General features: G+C 61.1%; 13 protein-coding genes. 8 read left to right on the top strand and 5 right to left on the bottom strand.

Features of this window, described 5'->3' with window-relative positions; all coding sequences use genetic code 11:
* Nucleotides 1-73 precede the first annotated feature (73 nt).
* A complete protein-coding gene (locus tag FQ320_RS13835) occupies nucleotides 74-880 on the bottom strand; it encodes a transglycosylase SLT domain-containing protein (RefSeq protein ID WP_255509504.1) in 807 nt (268 codons plus the stop codon).
* Nucleotides 844-1,425, bottom strand: coding sequence for a transglycosylase SLT domain-containing protein (locus FQ320_RS13830; RefSeq protein WP_148473209.1), 582 nt, complete (start codon nucleotides 1,423-1,425; stop codon nucleotides 844-846). Before FQ320_RS13830 ends, FQ320_RS13835 begins: the two co-directional genes overlap by 37 nt.
* A gap of 171 nt (nucleotides 1,426-1,596) precedes the next feature.
* Here FQ320_RS13830 and gatB point away from each other — a divergent pair, with 171 nt between their 5' ends.
* Nucleotides 1,597-3,108 (top strand): Asp-tRNA(Asn)/Glu-tRNA(Gln) amidotransferase subunit GatB, encoded by a 1,512-nt coding sequence (gene gatB / locus FQ320_RS13825; RefSeq protein ID WP_148473207.1) that lies wholly within the window; start codon nucleotides 1,597-1,599, stop codon nucleotides 3,106-3,108.
* A 168-nt stretch (nucleotides 3,109-3,276) separates the two neighbouring features.
* Nucleotides 3,277-3,783, top strand: coding sequence for a DUF4177 domain-containing protein (locus tag FQ320_RS13820; RefSeq protein ID WP_148473205.1), 507 nt, complete (start codon nucleotides 3,277-3,279; stop codon nucleotides 3,781-3,783).
* Between the two features lie 32 nt (nucleotides 3,784-3,815).
* On the opposite strand, the gene FQ320_RS13815 is transcribed toward FQ320_RS13820, so the two are convergent.
* Nucleotides 3,816-4,085: a BolA family transcriptional regulator gene (locus FQ320_RS13815; protein ID WP_148473203.1), complete on the bottom strand. Its 270-nt coding sequence runs from the start codon at nucleotides 4,083-4,085 to the stop codon at nucleotides 3,816-3,818.
* A gap of 88 nt (nucleotides 4,086-4,173) precedes the next feature.
* Here FQ320_RS13815 and FQ320_RS13810 point away from each other — a divergent pair, with 88 nt between their 5' ends.
* A complete protein-coding gene (locus FQ320_RS13810) occupies nucleotides 4,174-4,806 on the top strand; it encodes a J domain-containing protein (RefSeq protein ID WP_148473201.1) in 633 nt (210 codons plus the stop codon).
* Nucleotides 4,807-5,266: 460 nt separating this feature from the next.
* Here FQ320_RS13810 and FQ320_RS13805 read toward each other — a convergent pair whose 3' ends face one another.
* Together FQ320_RS13805 and FQ320_RS13800 are read right to left on the bottom strand one after the other, a co-directional pair.
* A complete protein-coding gene (locus tag FQ320_RS13805; protein WP_187393903.1) occupies nucleotides 5,267-5,980 on the bottom strand; it encodes an anti-sigma factor domain-containing protein in 714 nt (237 codons plus the stop codon).
* Nucleotides 5,977-6,519, bottom strand: coding sequence for a sigma-70 family RNA polymerase sigma factor (locus tag FQ320_RS13800; protein WP_148473198.1), 543 nt, complete (start codon nucleotides 6,517-6,519; stop codon nucleotides 5,977-5,979). Before FQ320_RS13800 ends, FQ320_RS13805 begins: the two co-directional genes overlap by 4 nt.
* Before the next feature lie 166 nt (nucleotides 6,520-6,685).
* On the opposite strand from FQ320_RS13800, the gene cobS reads away from it, so the two are divergent.
* The 5 genes from cobS to FQ320_RS13775 all read left to right on the top strand — a co-directional run bounded on the left by cobS (nucleotide 6,686) and on the right by FQ320_RS13775 (nucleotide 12,765).
* The gene (gene cobS / locus FQ320_RS13795; protein ID WP_148473371.1) at nucleotides 6,686-7,672 is read left to right on the top strand and encodes a cobaltochelatase subunit CobS; all 987 of its coding nucleotides are present in this window, start codon (nucleotides 6,686-6,688) and stop codon (nucleotides 7,670-7,672) included.
* Between the two features lie 235 nt (nucleotides 7,673-7,907).
* A complete protein-coding gene (locus FQ320_RS13790) occupies nucleotides 7,908-8,327 on the top strand; it encodes a PACE efflux transporter (protein ID WP_148473196.1) in 420 nt (139 codons plus the stop codon).
* 200 nt (nucleotides 8,328-8,527) lie between these two features.
* Nucleotides 8,528-10,399 carry a cobaltochelatase subunit CobT gene (gene cobT, locus FQ320_RS13785; protein WP_148473194.1) on the top strand — a complete coding sequence of 624 codons (1,872 nt, stop codon included), beginning with the start codon at nucleotides 8,528-8,530 and terminating at the stop codon, nucleotides 10,397-10,399.
* A gap of 75 nt (nucleotides 10,400-10,474) precedes the next feature.
* Entirely contained in the window at nucleotides 10,475-12,277 is a 1,803-nt protein-coding gene (locus FQ320_RS13780; RefSeq protein ID WP_148473192.1) for an aminopeptidase P family protein, read from the top strand.
* Nucleotides 12,278-12,426: 149 nt separating this feature from the next.
* Entirely contained in the window at nucleotides 12,427-12,765 is a 339-nt protein-coding gene (locus FQ320_RS13775) for a DUF427 domain-containing protein (protein WP_148473191.1), read from the top strand.
* Nucleotides 12,766-12,965: the final 200 nt, after the last annotated feature.

The raw sequence follows: 12,965 nt of genomic DNA, 5'->3' as shown, positions 1-12,965 counted from the left end.
CCGCCGCGTCACCTGCCTGACGGGCGGCCATTCCTGCCGAATCGCCGCGCGACACTGCCTTTGCCCGATGCGCTCAGTTCGACGCCTGCACGATTTTACGAGGCGGTGCCGGGCCTGTGCCCGCCATCACCGGACCCATAAGATCGGCTGGGCGCGGCACCGGGCGGGGGCTGGTCATCCGTTGACAATAGTCCTGAGAGCGCAGCCATTCCGCCATTTCCGACCGTTTGCTTTCTGACCGCATCGGGCCCCAGTCGGCGGCAACCCCGCTCCATCGCGGCTGCCGGGCTTGAATGACCCCGTCGCGGGGGACGGTGCGCGCCAGGATCCGCACGGCACAGGACAGGTTCGCGCCGCCAGATTGCAACGCCTCTCCCGATTGCGCGCGACATCTGTAGCCACGCGCTGTGGCTGGCAGGATCTGCAACAACCCGTACCAGCGTCCGTTTCCGCCAACCGCCCGGGGGCGCCAGCGGCTTTCATACTTGGCCAGTGCAGACAGAAAGCCGACCCAGAAGGCCCGCCGCTGCTCTGCGCCGGCTTGCGGATAGGCCGGGCACCATTCGGCCACGTCCTTTGGCACCACACGCACCAAGGGCGCGCCATGCGTCTTCAGGGCGTCCAGTGCGGCGCGGGTCCAGCGGGCGCTTTCGCTGAGGTGATCCCAACGGGTGTCGGGAATGATCTCGGGGGTGATTGACGGTCGCGGCTTTGGTCGGGTGGTTTCCACCGGCGTGACATCCGCCAGAGCAAAGGTGGCGAAGGGACTCAGGCAGAGAATGATGATCGCGGCGCGCAACATGGATGCAGAGTGCCCTTGGACATCATGGGGGGCAAGCCGGTTCAACCCGCCTTGCAATAGGGTTGTGCGCGGGTCCATGCCTGCATCTGAGACCGTTTGCCCGCGTTGTGGAACGGGCCCCAGTCAAGCATGCCACGGCTTACCGTGCCGCGTTTTGTCACCTGCGCCGTTGCGATCCGTACCGCACAGCTGAGGTTTGCCGCACCGTCCTTGAGCGCGGAGCCGCTGGTTGCTGCACAGCCATATCCCCGTGCGGTGCGCGGATCGATCTGCACGAGACCGTACCACAGCCCGCCACCACCGACGGCAACCGGGTTCCATGTGCTTTCGTATTCGGCCAGCGCGCTGAACAATCCGGCCCAGAACGCGGCGCGGTCATCAGGCTCGGCTTCGGCATAACCCGGGCAATATGTGGCAATATCGGAGGGCACAAAGGAGGGAAGCGCTGCTCCATGGGACTCAAGCGCGGTAAGCGTCGCTTCGGTCCAAAGAGGGGCTTCGGGTCGGTGATCCCACCGCATCACAGGCAGAGAATCCGAACCATCGACAACGGTATTTGTCGTGCTGGCGCAAGCGCCAAGGGTCAACATCAGCGCAAACGCGGCAGCAATCGGTCGTTTCATCATGGCTCGCTATGGCAGCGCCGCGGCCCAGTTCCCCGGCAGCGCGAAGTCATAAACGAGTCGACGCATCGATCAACCTTCGCGGCTTTCTGTCGGCGGAAATCCACCGCCCCTTGCCCCTTTCACCCCTCTGAACTATGACGTCTCAGCCATTCCGAAGGACATAAAACCATGCTGGATCTAGCCTTTGACACGCCGAAACCCAAGGTGATCTCGGGGGCGAAACACGATTGGGAACTCGTCATCGGCCTTGAGGTCCATGCCCAGGTCGCCAGCAAAGCCAAGCTGTTTTCCGGCGCCAGCACCCGATTCGGCGCCGAGCCAAACTCGAATGTTGCCTTCGTAGACGCGGGCATGCCCGGCATGTTGCCGGTGATAAACGAAGGCTGTGTGGCGCTGGCGGTCAAGACCGGTCTGGGGCTGAATGCACAGATCAACCTCAAGTCGGCCTTCGACCGGAAGAACTATTTTTATCCGGACCTGCCGCAGGGATATCAGATATCCCAGCTTTATCATCCGATCGTCGGCGAAGGCGAAGTTCTGGTCGAAATGGGCCCCGGGATTGCACGACTGGTGCGGATCGAACGGATTCACCTGGAGCAGGACGCGGGCAAGTCGATTCATGACATGGACCCGGATATGTCCTTTGTGGATCTCAACCGCACCGGCGTGGCCTTGATGGAAATCGTTTCGCGCCCCGACATTCGCGGCCCTGAAGAGGCTGCGGCCTTTGTCGTCAAGCTGCGCCAGATCCTGCGCTATCTCGGGACGTGTGATGGCAACATGCAGAACGGCAACATGCGCGCCGATGTGAATGTGTCGGTCTGCCGTCCCGGCGATTACGAACGATATCAGGAATCACAGGACTTCGCCCATCTCGGAACCCGTTGCGAGATCAAGAACATGAACTCGATGCGGTTCATCCAGCAGGCGATTGATGTCGAAGCCCGCCGCCAAATCGCGATTCTTGAGGATGGCGGAAGCATCCTGCAGGAAACCCGCCTTTATGATCCCGACAAGGGTGAAACCCGCAGCATGCGCAGCAAAGAGGAAGCCCACGATTACAGATACTTCCCCTGCCCCGACCTGCTGCCGCTGGAGATCGAACAGGGATTTGTCGATGATATCGCGGCGTCACTGCCCGAATTGCCCGATGCGAAAAAAGCCCGCTTTGTCACCGAATTCGGGATGACCGAATACGACGCCTCGGTTCTGACGGCAGATGTGGATAATGCCGCTTATTTTGAACAGGTTGCCAAGGGACATGACGGCAAGCTGGCCGCGAACTGGGTGATCAACGAGCTGTTTGGCCGGCTGAAGAAAGATGACCTGTCGATTGGCGAAAGCCCGGTTTCACCCGAGCAGTTGGGCGGAATCGTCGGGTTGATCGCATCGGGCGACATTTCGGGCAAGATCGCCAAGGATCTGTTTGAAATCGTTTATACAACTGGCGGAGACCCGGCCGAGATCGTTGAAAAACGCGGCATGAAACAGGTCACTGACACGGGCGAAATTGAAGCCGCAGTCGACCGAATCATCGCAGAGAACCCGGCTCAGGTTGAGAAGGCGAAACAGAACCCCAAATTGGCGGGATGGTTCGTCGGGCAGGTGATGAAGGCGACGGGCGGCAAGGCGAATCCGGCTGTGGTGAACCAGATGGTCAGCGCCAAACTCGAGCTGTGACGGACGGGCCCGGGCGGTTGGTGCAGACGCTTCCAAATGTTGCGTTTCGGCCTGTCGCCTGGCCCTCTCCGTAACGGCAAGCAGACGCCGACACACATCGGGCGGGGTTTCGCGTGGCCGCGTGCCCTGCTAAACCACCGGCTGGGAATTTCCGACAAGGGGCGTGACATGACGACATTCGAATACGTGGTGGTGCCCGCACCGAAAAGGGCACCCAAGGTCAAGGGTGCCAAAACGGGCGAGGCACGGTTTGCCCATGCGCTCACCGGTGTGATGAACGACTATGGCGCCGAAGGGTGGGAATATCTGCGCTCCGACACCCTGCCCTGCGAGGAACGTTCGGGATTCACCGGCACCAAGACGGTGTTCCAGACGATGCTGGTGTTCCGCCGCGCGATCGAACAGGAAGCCTCCAACTTTGGTCTGCCGGCCCATGACGGGGTCGAAACGCCCGAGCAGCTGGCCGCGACACTGCCTGCCCCCGCCGCACTGGCGCCGCCGGAAAAACGCGTCGCCATCGAACCCCACCTGCCCGAGCCGCGACACGAGGCCGCGCCCGCCCTGCCGCGTCTCGGATCGGCACGTCCGACTGCGCCAGCGGTTACCGGCGAGGCGCACGTGCCCCCCTTTCCGGCATCGGCCCCCGACCGCGCCGAAGAGCGCGGTCAGGATTGAATGGCCATAACCGGCCCGCCGGATCTGACCAATCAGACCGAAATATCCAGCGCCAGCGCGTGGATACGCCCGATCACCTCGTCCCCCAGGGCCGTATGCACCGCACGGTGACGGGCCAGTCGGGTCATCCCGCCAAAGGCGGGTGCGGCGATGACGACGCGCCAATGGCTTTTACCGCCCTCCTGATATCCGGCATGTCCCCGGTGTTGTTCTGACTCGTCGATCACGTCCAGCGCGCTGGGGGCAAAGGCCCGCTCAAGCCGCTGCCGCATTTCGGCCTCGATATCGTCCTGTACTACCATTTTTATTCAATCTCCCCTTCACTCCGGTGGCCAATACACTAGACTGCAAGCCCCGAGTCGCAGTGGCATATGCCGGAAAGGTCGGACAATGGCAAAGAGCGATCCATTCGGTTTCGATTTGCGCGTGAGCGCCGCGAAGAAAAAGAATCCCCGTGGCAGACGCGGCATGTCGGGGGCTTTCGAGACCTCGACCCGGGTGTGCGAACATCCCGGATGCGAGGAAGGCGGCCAGTACCGTGCGCCGCGCAGCCCTGACCAACTGGATGAATATCTTTGGTTCTGCAAAGATCACGTGCGCGAATATAATCTCAAGTGGAACTTCTTTAACGGTGCCACCGAAGAGGAAATGGACGAGCAGATCGAAAAGGATCGCGTTGGGGGACGCGAAACCAAACCCTTCGGAAAACCCAGCGACGAGCAGCGCGCCTGGGCCAGACTTGGGGTCGATGACCCGCATCAGGTGCTGGGCGAAAACGCGACGCGCAATCCGGGACGCGCGGTCACCGGCACCAAGCGCCTGCCCCCGACTGAACGGCGGGCGCTGGATATCCTTGATGCGCGCGACGGGTGGTCCAAACCCCAGATCCGCGCGGCCTATAAGTCGCTGATCAAGGTGCTGCACCCCGACATGAACGGCGGCGACCGCGGCCACGAGGAGCAGTTGCAGGAAGTTGTCTGGGCTTGGGATCAGATCAAGGACAGCCGTAATTTCACCAAATAATTCAGGCTGATCCGGTTTTGGCCCGGGTCGGTTGGTGCCGGGTAACGCCGCCTTAACCTCTAACCTCTGAGGTGCAAGTATCCGCTGGACCGCGGCCGGACCGCGGATCGCCTTTTGCGGCGAAAAAGGCCTAGAAAAGACAACGTCGCCCGGAATGAACCGGGCGACGCGCACTCTTACCACAAGAACTCTTTAAACGACTCTGGCGCAATCGAATGGCATGGGGCTATCCATATCATCCGCAACGCCCACCGGAACCTCTTGCGACGGTCCTGGAAAGTGCCGAAACACCGAAAAGAACGAGCGGTGCAAAACACTTGTCAAAGAACCGTGCAACGTTTCCACGGCCCTCTCCCTATACACGCCGCATGTCGGGAAATAGTTTTTGGTAATTCCAGATTTTCCCGAAATCACACTATGGAGACAACGCTGACACCACGCCCAGAGTTCCTGTCGCAGTTTAAGCATCGGTCAGCAAACCTGCCGCCAAGACTGTGCCCGTCGGGCTCCCTGTGGGCGAGCCGCCGGGGGGTTCGTCGGTTATCGCCAAGGTCGCACCGGCCACGCTGTCTCGCAAATCTTCGGGAAGCGTGAGAGTGACGGAGGCCTGATCGGGCAAGGTGCCCAGCGACACTGGCGCGGGCGCATCCGCCGCGATCAGCCACAATTCCAGCACGCGCCCCTCCGGAATGTCTCCGGCAGACCGTTTGACAACCAGCGCCGCCTCGTCAGGATGATACCCGGCCAGCAGGACAAACCCACTGTCGTCCGACTGCATATTGGCAATATAGGTTGCCGGCGACAGTGTATCGATGCTGTTGAGCGGCAAGAATACAAACAGCGCCAGCGCCAGTGCAGCGGCAAGTCCGGCACCGCCAATCAACCGCCACAGGGAAAGCCCGCGCTGTCCCACCGTGCTGCGTTTCGTCGGCGCGATGGCGCTGACCAGACGCGCGCGAACCGCAGGCGGCGCTTCGACGGACGGGATATCTTCGGCGAATGCCGCAAAGGATTCAGTCCAACGGGCAACCATCTCGCGCAGCGCACCTTCTATGGCAAGACGCTGTTCAAAGGCGGCGCGGTCGGCAGGGCCAAGCAAATGCAGCGCATATTCCGCCGCCAACATATCGTCGTCGCGTTCCGGATCTCCGTCGATGGGAATTTCGCTACTCATTCTGTCAGACACTCTTTCAGTTTCAGCAGGCTGCGCCGCAGCCATGTTCGCATCGTGTTGAGCGGCACTGTGTATCTCTCGGCCAGCTCCTGATAACTCATCCCGTCGAGATAGGCGCCCCGCACAGCGTCCGCCCTGTCCGGCTCAAGCTGCCCCAGACACATTTGCATCTGGGCATTGTCTGACGACGCAATCGCCGCCGCTTCGGGGGTCGGACCATGATCGGGAAGTTCGGCCACCAAATCCACCATTTCGCCCCGCGATTTTCTTGCCCGTAACCGATCTATGGCACCGTTTCGCGCCACTGTGATCAGCCATGTCATCGGGGAAAACCCGTTTGCTTGATACAGTCCGGAATTTCGCCAGATCTTTAGAAATACGTCCTGCAACACCTCCTCGGCTTCGGCTCTGTCTCTCAACACACGCAAACACACGCCAAAAAGTTTCGCGTTTGTCGCATCATAGAGCGCAAGGAACGCGGCACGATCGCCGCTGGCCGTCGCATTTATCCAGCGTTCGATATCGATCGTCGTTGTCATCAAGGCCCCCCGGTTCAATGCCCTATTAAACTAAACCGCCTCGAAGTGCGCCGGTTCCCTTCGTGATTTTCCGCCTTTCTCTTGCACAGTCCGATGATTTGTTGCACCACGCCTGCGATGACGGGTTCTGCCGATTGCGGGGCCAGTGCGGAAAGGAATGACCCAGATGGCCGACGGCATGATCGACGTACACGCGAAACCCACCGAAGAGGTCGACCTGCGCGAGGTGTTCGGCGTCGAAAGCGAGATGAACGTCAAAGCGTTCACCGACCGCACCGAGCGGGTCCCCGAGATTGATTCGACCTATAAATTCGATCCCGACACGACATTGGCAATTCTTGCGGGATTCGCCCATAACCGTCGGGTGATGATCCAAGGGTATCACGGAACGGGCAAATCGACACATATTGAACAGGTCGCCGCGCGGCTGAACTGGCCCTGTGTGCGGGTGAACCTCGACAGTCACATCAGCCGGATCGATCTGATCGGCAAGGATGCGATCAAGCTGAAGGATGGCAAGCAGGTCACCGAGTTTCAGGAGGGTATCCTGCCCTGGGCCCTGCGCAACCCCACCGCCATTGTGTTCGACGAATACGATGCCGGGCGCGCCGATGTCATGTTCGTGATCCAGCGGGTGCTTGAGGTAGACGGCAAACTGACGCTGCTGGACCAGAACAAGGTGATCACACCCCACCCGAGTTTCCGCCTGTTCGCCACGGCAAACACCGTGGGTCTGGGCGACACGACCGGGCTGTATCACGGCACCCAGCAGATCAATCAGGGCCAGATGGACCGCTGGAGCCTTGTTGCGACGCTGAACTATCTGTCCCACGACGCAGAAGTCGCCATCGTGCTGAGCAAGGCACCGGTCTATAACACCGAAAAGGGCCGCAAGATCCTCGGCCAGATGGTGACGGTCGCCGATCTGACACGCACGGCCTTCATGAACGGCGATCTCTCGACGGTGATGTCACCGCGTACGGTCATCGCCTGGGCGCAGAACGCGACTATTTTCCGCGATGTCGGCTATGCCTTCCGCCTGACGTTCCTGAACAAATGCGATGAGCTTGAGCGCGAAACGGTCGCCGAATTCTATCAGCGCTGTTTCGACCAGGAATTGCCGGAAAGCGCTGTCAGCACTGCCATGCGCTAGGCTCGGGATCAGGGTCGGGCGATTGTGTCCCGATCCTGTGCAGCGAGTGATATGGTTCCGGGCATTTGCGAAATCCGTGCCCGACCCAAGTCCTTTTTAGGCAAAGACATTTTGCCAACAGTGATCGGGATGGATTGAGATCCTTGTCATAAGTCCTATATGTAAAACCCGTGAGGACGACCTCCCCCATCAGGGCACTATTACGGGACGACCCGGCCACCAGATGGGAAAGAACATGAGAACGCCCCGCGACCGCATCCGTCATGCAATCAGCTTTGAAATTATCGGCTTACTTCTTGTCATACCGCTTGGCTCGATGGGATTCGGGATGCCTGCCGAAGATATTGGCGTCGTTGCCATTATTGCCGCGACCATCGCGACCCTTTGGAATTATATCTACAACCTGATTTTTGACCGGGCGATGAAACGTTTGAAGGGCAGTGTTCACAAGACATTTCTCGAGCGCATTCTACACGCGCTGCTTTTTGAAACAGGGCTTCTGCTCGTCACCCTGCCCCTCCTCGCTTTTTATTTGGGCATTGGATTGTGGCAGGCGCTCGTCCTGGATGTGGCCTTCGTTGTGTTTTATCTGATCTATGCCTTCGTGTTTAATTGGGCTTACGATCAGGTCTTTCCCCTGCCCGAGGCCGCATAGCGTTGATTTTCGCGCAAGGCATTCTTTGACCGGCGCCGCCGAAAGCGAACCGCGAAAGGATCAGATCCCGCCACGCGGCGGGGTCGATCTGTCCACTGCGCCAAAACGCCCGCTCCACTCGAACAGGCCCCACCCCCTTTGACCCTGACGCAGAAACCTGCGACATGGAGGAGACGCCGCTTCAGCAGGTTCCGACGCCCATGAAACACAACGACAACCCCGCCGATCCGTTCAAGAAAGCCCTCGCCGAGGCCACCAAGACAATGGCCAACGACAGCGAGTTATCGGTTACCTATTCCGTCGATCCGCCGGGCATGACCGATGATTCGGTCCGTCTGCCGCAGGTCAGCCGCCGGATGACCGCCGATGAGGTGCTTTTGGCAAGGGGCACCGCCGATGCCTATGCGCTGCGCCGCCGTCACCACAACGCCGCGACGTTCAATCGCTATGCGCCGACCGGGCAGATGGCGCGCGATCTTTACGAGGCGATGGAAGAGGCCCGCTGCGAGGCCGTGGGTGCCCGCACCATGCCCGGCACTGCGGGCAATATCGACGCCCGGATCGCCCATGACGCGACGCGCAAGGGCTATGCGCAGGTCACCAAGATGGCCGATGCGCCGCTCTCGGTTGCTGCCGGTTACATGATCCGCCATCTGGCCACGGGTCGCCCCCTGCCGCCCGGTGCCGACAACATCATGGAGTTGTGGCGCGGGTTCTTCGAGGAAAAGGCTGGCGGCACTCTCGAGGGTTTGCAGGCTAAACTGGGCAATCAGACCGATTTTGCCCGGTTCGCGCGAAAGATCATTGAAGATCTGGGCTATGGCGATCAGTTGGGCGACGACCCCGATTCCGAAGACGACGCCGATGATCAGGCCGACACCGACGATGACAATTCCGACGATCCTGACAACCAGGGCGACGACCAGGACGACAGCGAAGACAGTGACGCATCGCCTGAACAATCGCAGGATCAGTCGCAGGATCCAAGCCAGGCCCAGGTCTCCACGGATGACATGGCCGACACCGAAATGGGCGAAGAGGCCGAGATGCCGGAAGGCGACGCGCCGTTGGAGCCTCCGCCCCCGCCTGCGGCCAGTGCCGCCGATCCGAATTATCGGGTGTACCTGTCCACCCACGACGAGGAAATCCGCGCCGAGGATCTGGCCGAGCCAGCCGAACTCGAGCGGTTGCGCGCCTATCTGGACCAGCAGCTTGAACCGCTTAAAGGCGCTGTGTCGCGGCTTGCCAACAAATTGCAACGTCGCCTTCAGGCACAGCAGAACCGCAGTTGGCTGTTCGACCTCGAAGAAGGCACACTGGACGCCGGGCGTCTGGCGCGGGTGGTTGCGAACCCGACAACTCCGCTGTCGTTCAAACAGGAAAAAGACACCGAATTCCGCGATACCTGTGTCACGCTGCTGCTGGACAATTCGGGATCGATGCGCGGGCGGCCAATCTCGATCGCAGCGATCTGCGCCGATGTTCTGGCGCGCACTCTGGAACGCTGTCAGGTCAAGGTGGAAATCCTCGGGTTTACCACCCGGGCCTGGAAGGGCGGACAGGCGCGCGAGGCATGGCTGGCTGCCGGGCGGCCCGCCGCTCCGGGGCGGCTGAACGATCTGCGTCATATCATCTATAAATCCGCCGACGCGCCCTGGCGGCGGGTGCGCCCCAATCTGGGGCTGATGATGAAAGAGGGCCTGCTGAAGGAAAATATCGACGGTGAGGCGCTGGAATGGGCGCATCGGCGGCTCGCGTCGCGCCACGAGGCGCGCAAGATCCTGATGGTGATTTCCGACGGTGCCCCGGTCGACGATTCCACGCTCAGCGTCAATCCGGCGAACTATCTGGAAAAGCACCTGCGGGATGTGATCGCCATGGTCGAAAAGAAAAAGCAGGTCGAACTGCTGGCCATCGGCATCGGCCATGACGTGACCCGGTATTATGACCGGGCCGTGACGATCACCGATGTTGAACAACTGGCCGGTGCGATGACCGAGCAACTCGCCTCGTTGTTCGACAGCGATCCGCGGGCGCGCGCACGGATCATGGGGATAAAACGGGCTGGTTGAGGCGCGTGATGCCGGGTTCGGATTATGAGTATTTATACAAAGAAGAAGCCATAGTTCGGCATTGGGGGCACGGTCATGTTTCAAACCTTTGAGGTGAGCACATCGCCGGATCAGGGGCCGGGACGGCTGGCTGATTTGCGCGCTGCCATGGCGACGGCGGGGCTGGACGGATTTCTGGTGCCGCGCGCCGATGCCCATCAGGGTGAATATGTGGCCGCGCGGGATGCGCGACTGGCCTGGTTGACCGGGTTCACCGGATCGGCGGGGTTTGCCGTGGTGCTGGCCGATCAGGCGGGTGTCTTTATTGACGGCCGCTATAAGGTTCAGGTGCGCGCTCAGGTGGCGAAAGTATTCACCCCGGTCGACTGGCCTGCGATCAAGCCGGGGCCCTGGCTCACAGAACGGCTGAGTGACGGCGCGCGTGTCGGGTTCGACCCGTGGCTGCACACCCTAGGCGAAATCGAGAAGCTGCGCGAGGACGCTCCGGGACTTTCGTTTGTGCCGGTTGCCAATCTGGTGGATAGTGTATGGCACGATCAGCCCGACGCACCCGACGCACCTGCCACGGTCTATCCCGCCGATCTGGCCGGAGCGACACACGGTGCCAAACGGACGGATATGGCTGAACAGTTGCGCGACGCGGGGCAACGGGCCTTGGTGATCACCCTTCCGGATTCTCTGTGCTGGCTGCTGAACATTCGCGGTGCCGACATTCCGCGCGTTCCCATCGTACAGGCCTTTGGACTGCTGCATGACGACGGCAAGGTTCAGGTGTTCGGCGGCGAGGGGAAATTCGCCGCAATCGCCGGACATCTGGGCAATGACGTGAGTATCGCTGGCGATCTGGCCGAAACACTTGCCGGGCTGACCGGGCCGGTCAGGGTGGATCGCGACAGCGCGCCCTTTGCCGTGACCGACATCCTGAACGCCGCCAGTGTCGCAGTGGTCTATGACGCCGATCCTTGCATTCTGGCCAAAGCGGCCAAGACCGCGCCCGAAATCGCCGCAACCCGGGCGGCGCATCTGCGCGACGGAGCGGCCGTCTGCGCCTTTCTGCATTGGCTTGACGGAATGGCGCAAGAGGTCGTTGAAGGGCGCAAGGTCACCGAGATCGAGATCGTTACCGCGCTTGAGGAGTTTCGGCGCGCCACCGGCGTGCTGCAGGACATCAGTTTTGACACCATCGCCGGGTCGGGGCCGAACGGTGCCATCGTGCATTACCGCGTGACCCGGGACAGTAACCGCGCGCTGGTCGCCGGGGATCTTCTGCTGGTGGACTCCGGCGGGCAATATCTGGACGGCACCACCGATATCACGCGCACCGTGGTCATCGGTGATCCGACACCCGAGCATCGCGATTGTTTCACCCGGGTGCTGCAGGGGATGATTGCACTGTCGCGGGCGCAGTGGCCGCGGGGGCTGGCCGGACGTGATCTGGACGCGCTGGCGCGGTTTCCGCTGTGGGTTGCGGGCATGGATTTCGATCACGGCACCGGGCACGGCGTCGGCGTCTATCTGTCGGTTCACGAAGGGCCGCAGCGGATTTCGCGGATCAGCGAAGTGCCGTTGGCGCCCGGCATGATCGTGAGCAACGAACCGGGCTATTACCGCGAGGGTTCTTTCGGCATCCGGATCGAGAATCTGGTGGTGGTGCAGCCTGCTTTGGCGGGAGTTGACGGGCGCGACATGCTGGCTTTCGACACGCTGACCTTCGCGCCGATTGATCGGCGGCTGATCGATGTGGCCGCCCTTTCGCCTGCCGAACGCAGTTGGATCGACAGCTATCACGCGCAGGTCGCGGCGTTGATTGCCCCGCAGTTGGACGGACGGGTTCGTGACTGGCTGATGCAGGCGACAGCACCTCTTGATGTGCTCTGAGCGGGCAACGCTGCTTGCCGCTCTTGTGGAGTGAGAGGTGTTCACTTTGAGTCTGTCGAACCGAAATTCGACCGACCCTCAGGCGGATTTTAATTCATTTTTTGGACATGGTGCTCTAGGTTCGCGAAAATTGCTGCAGGGAGAGCCGCATGAATGATATCACGATCCGCGCCGTCAAGGGCATCTGGACAGTACGCGCAGGCGGCGCCGTTCTGGCCGAAACCGAGCACGCGCTGGAACTGACCGAGGGTGACAACACCCCGATTGTCTTTTTTCCACGCGGCGACATCGCGATGATGTTTCTTGAACCCTCGATCACGCGCACGCCTTCGGCCATGTTGGGCGAGGCAGCGTTTTTCTCGGTCCAGACGAAAAGCGAACTGATTCAGGATGTGGCCTGGAGCCATGAAACCCCGGGTAACGCCGCAGCAGAGATCGCCGGACATCTGGCATTCGATCGCGACCGCGTGACGGTCGAGGAAATCTGACCCAGGCCGCACGACTCGGTCTGGCGCAACAAGCGGACAGGCGTTCGGATCGCATCCAGCGGCCTGCCTGTGCCATGAGTCTTGGTCGGGACGGCTGTTGGCCGGATCATCGGGGCGCGGCCCGCGTCGGGGAATGCAGCATGACTGCCGGTGATTAGAGCGTGTTGCGTTCAATTGAATTCAAGCGCCGGGATGAACGC

The sequence above is a fragment of the Oceaniovalibus sp. ACAM 378 genome, from assembly GCF_008085915.1.
Lineage (GTDB): Bacteria > Pseudomonadota > Alphaproteobacteria > Rhodobacterales > Rhodobacteraceae > Oceaniglobus.
This window is presented reverse-complemented; position numbering and strand designations above follow the sequence as displayed.

Coding starts and splice junctions, on each gene's coding strand:
- FQ320_RS13835 (WP_255509504.1), bottom strand. CDS start 880: ATGGACCCGCGCACAACCCTATTGCAAGGCGGGTTGAACCGGCTTGCC.
- FQ320_RS13830 (WP_148473209.1), bottom strand. CDS start 1,425: ATGAAACGACCGATTGCTGCCGCGTTTGCGCTGATGTTGACCCTTGGC.
- gatB (WP_148473207.1), top strand. CDS start 1,597: ATGCTGGATCTAGCCTTTGACACGCCGAAACCCAAGGTGATCTCGGGG.
- FQ320_RS13820 (WP_148473205.1), top strand. CDS start 3,277: ATGACGACATTCGAATACGTGGTGGTGCCCGCACCGAAAAGGGCACCC.
- FQ320_RS13815 (WP_148473203.1), bottom strand. CDS start 4,085: ATGGTAGTACAGGACGATATCGAGGCCGAAATGCGGCAGCGGCTTGAG.
- FQ320_RS13810 (WP_148473201.1), top strand. CDS start 4,174: ATGGCAAAGAGCGATCCATTCGGTTTCGATTTGCGCGTGAGCGCCGCG.
- FQ320_RS13805 (WP_187393903.1), bottom strand. CDS start 5,980: ATGAGTAGCGAAATTCCCATCGACGGAGATCCGGAACGCGACGACGAT.
- FQ320_RS13800 (WP_148473198.1), bottom strand. CDS start 6,519: ATGACAACGACGATCGATATCGAACGCTGGATAAATGCGACGGCCAGC.
- cobS (WP_148473371.1), top strand. CDS start 6,686: ATGGCCGACGGCATGATCGACGTACACGCGAAACCCACCGAAGAGGTC.
- FQ320_RS13790 (WP_148473196.1), top strand. CDS start 7,908: ATGAGAACGCCCCGCGACCGCATCCGTCATGCAATCAGCTTTGAAATT.
- cobT (WP_148473194.1), top strand. CDS start 8,528: ATGAAACACAACGACAACCCCGCCGATCCGTTCAAGAAAGCCCTCGCC.
- FQ320_RS13780 (WP_148473192.1), top strand. CDS start 10,475: ATGTTTCAAACCTTTGAGGTGAGCACATCGCCGGATCAGGGGCCGGGA.
- FQ320_RS13775 (WP_148473191.1), top strand. CDS start 12,427: ATGAATGATATCACGATCCGCGCCGTCAAGGGCATCTGGACAGTACGC.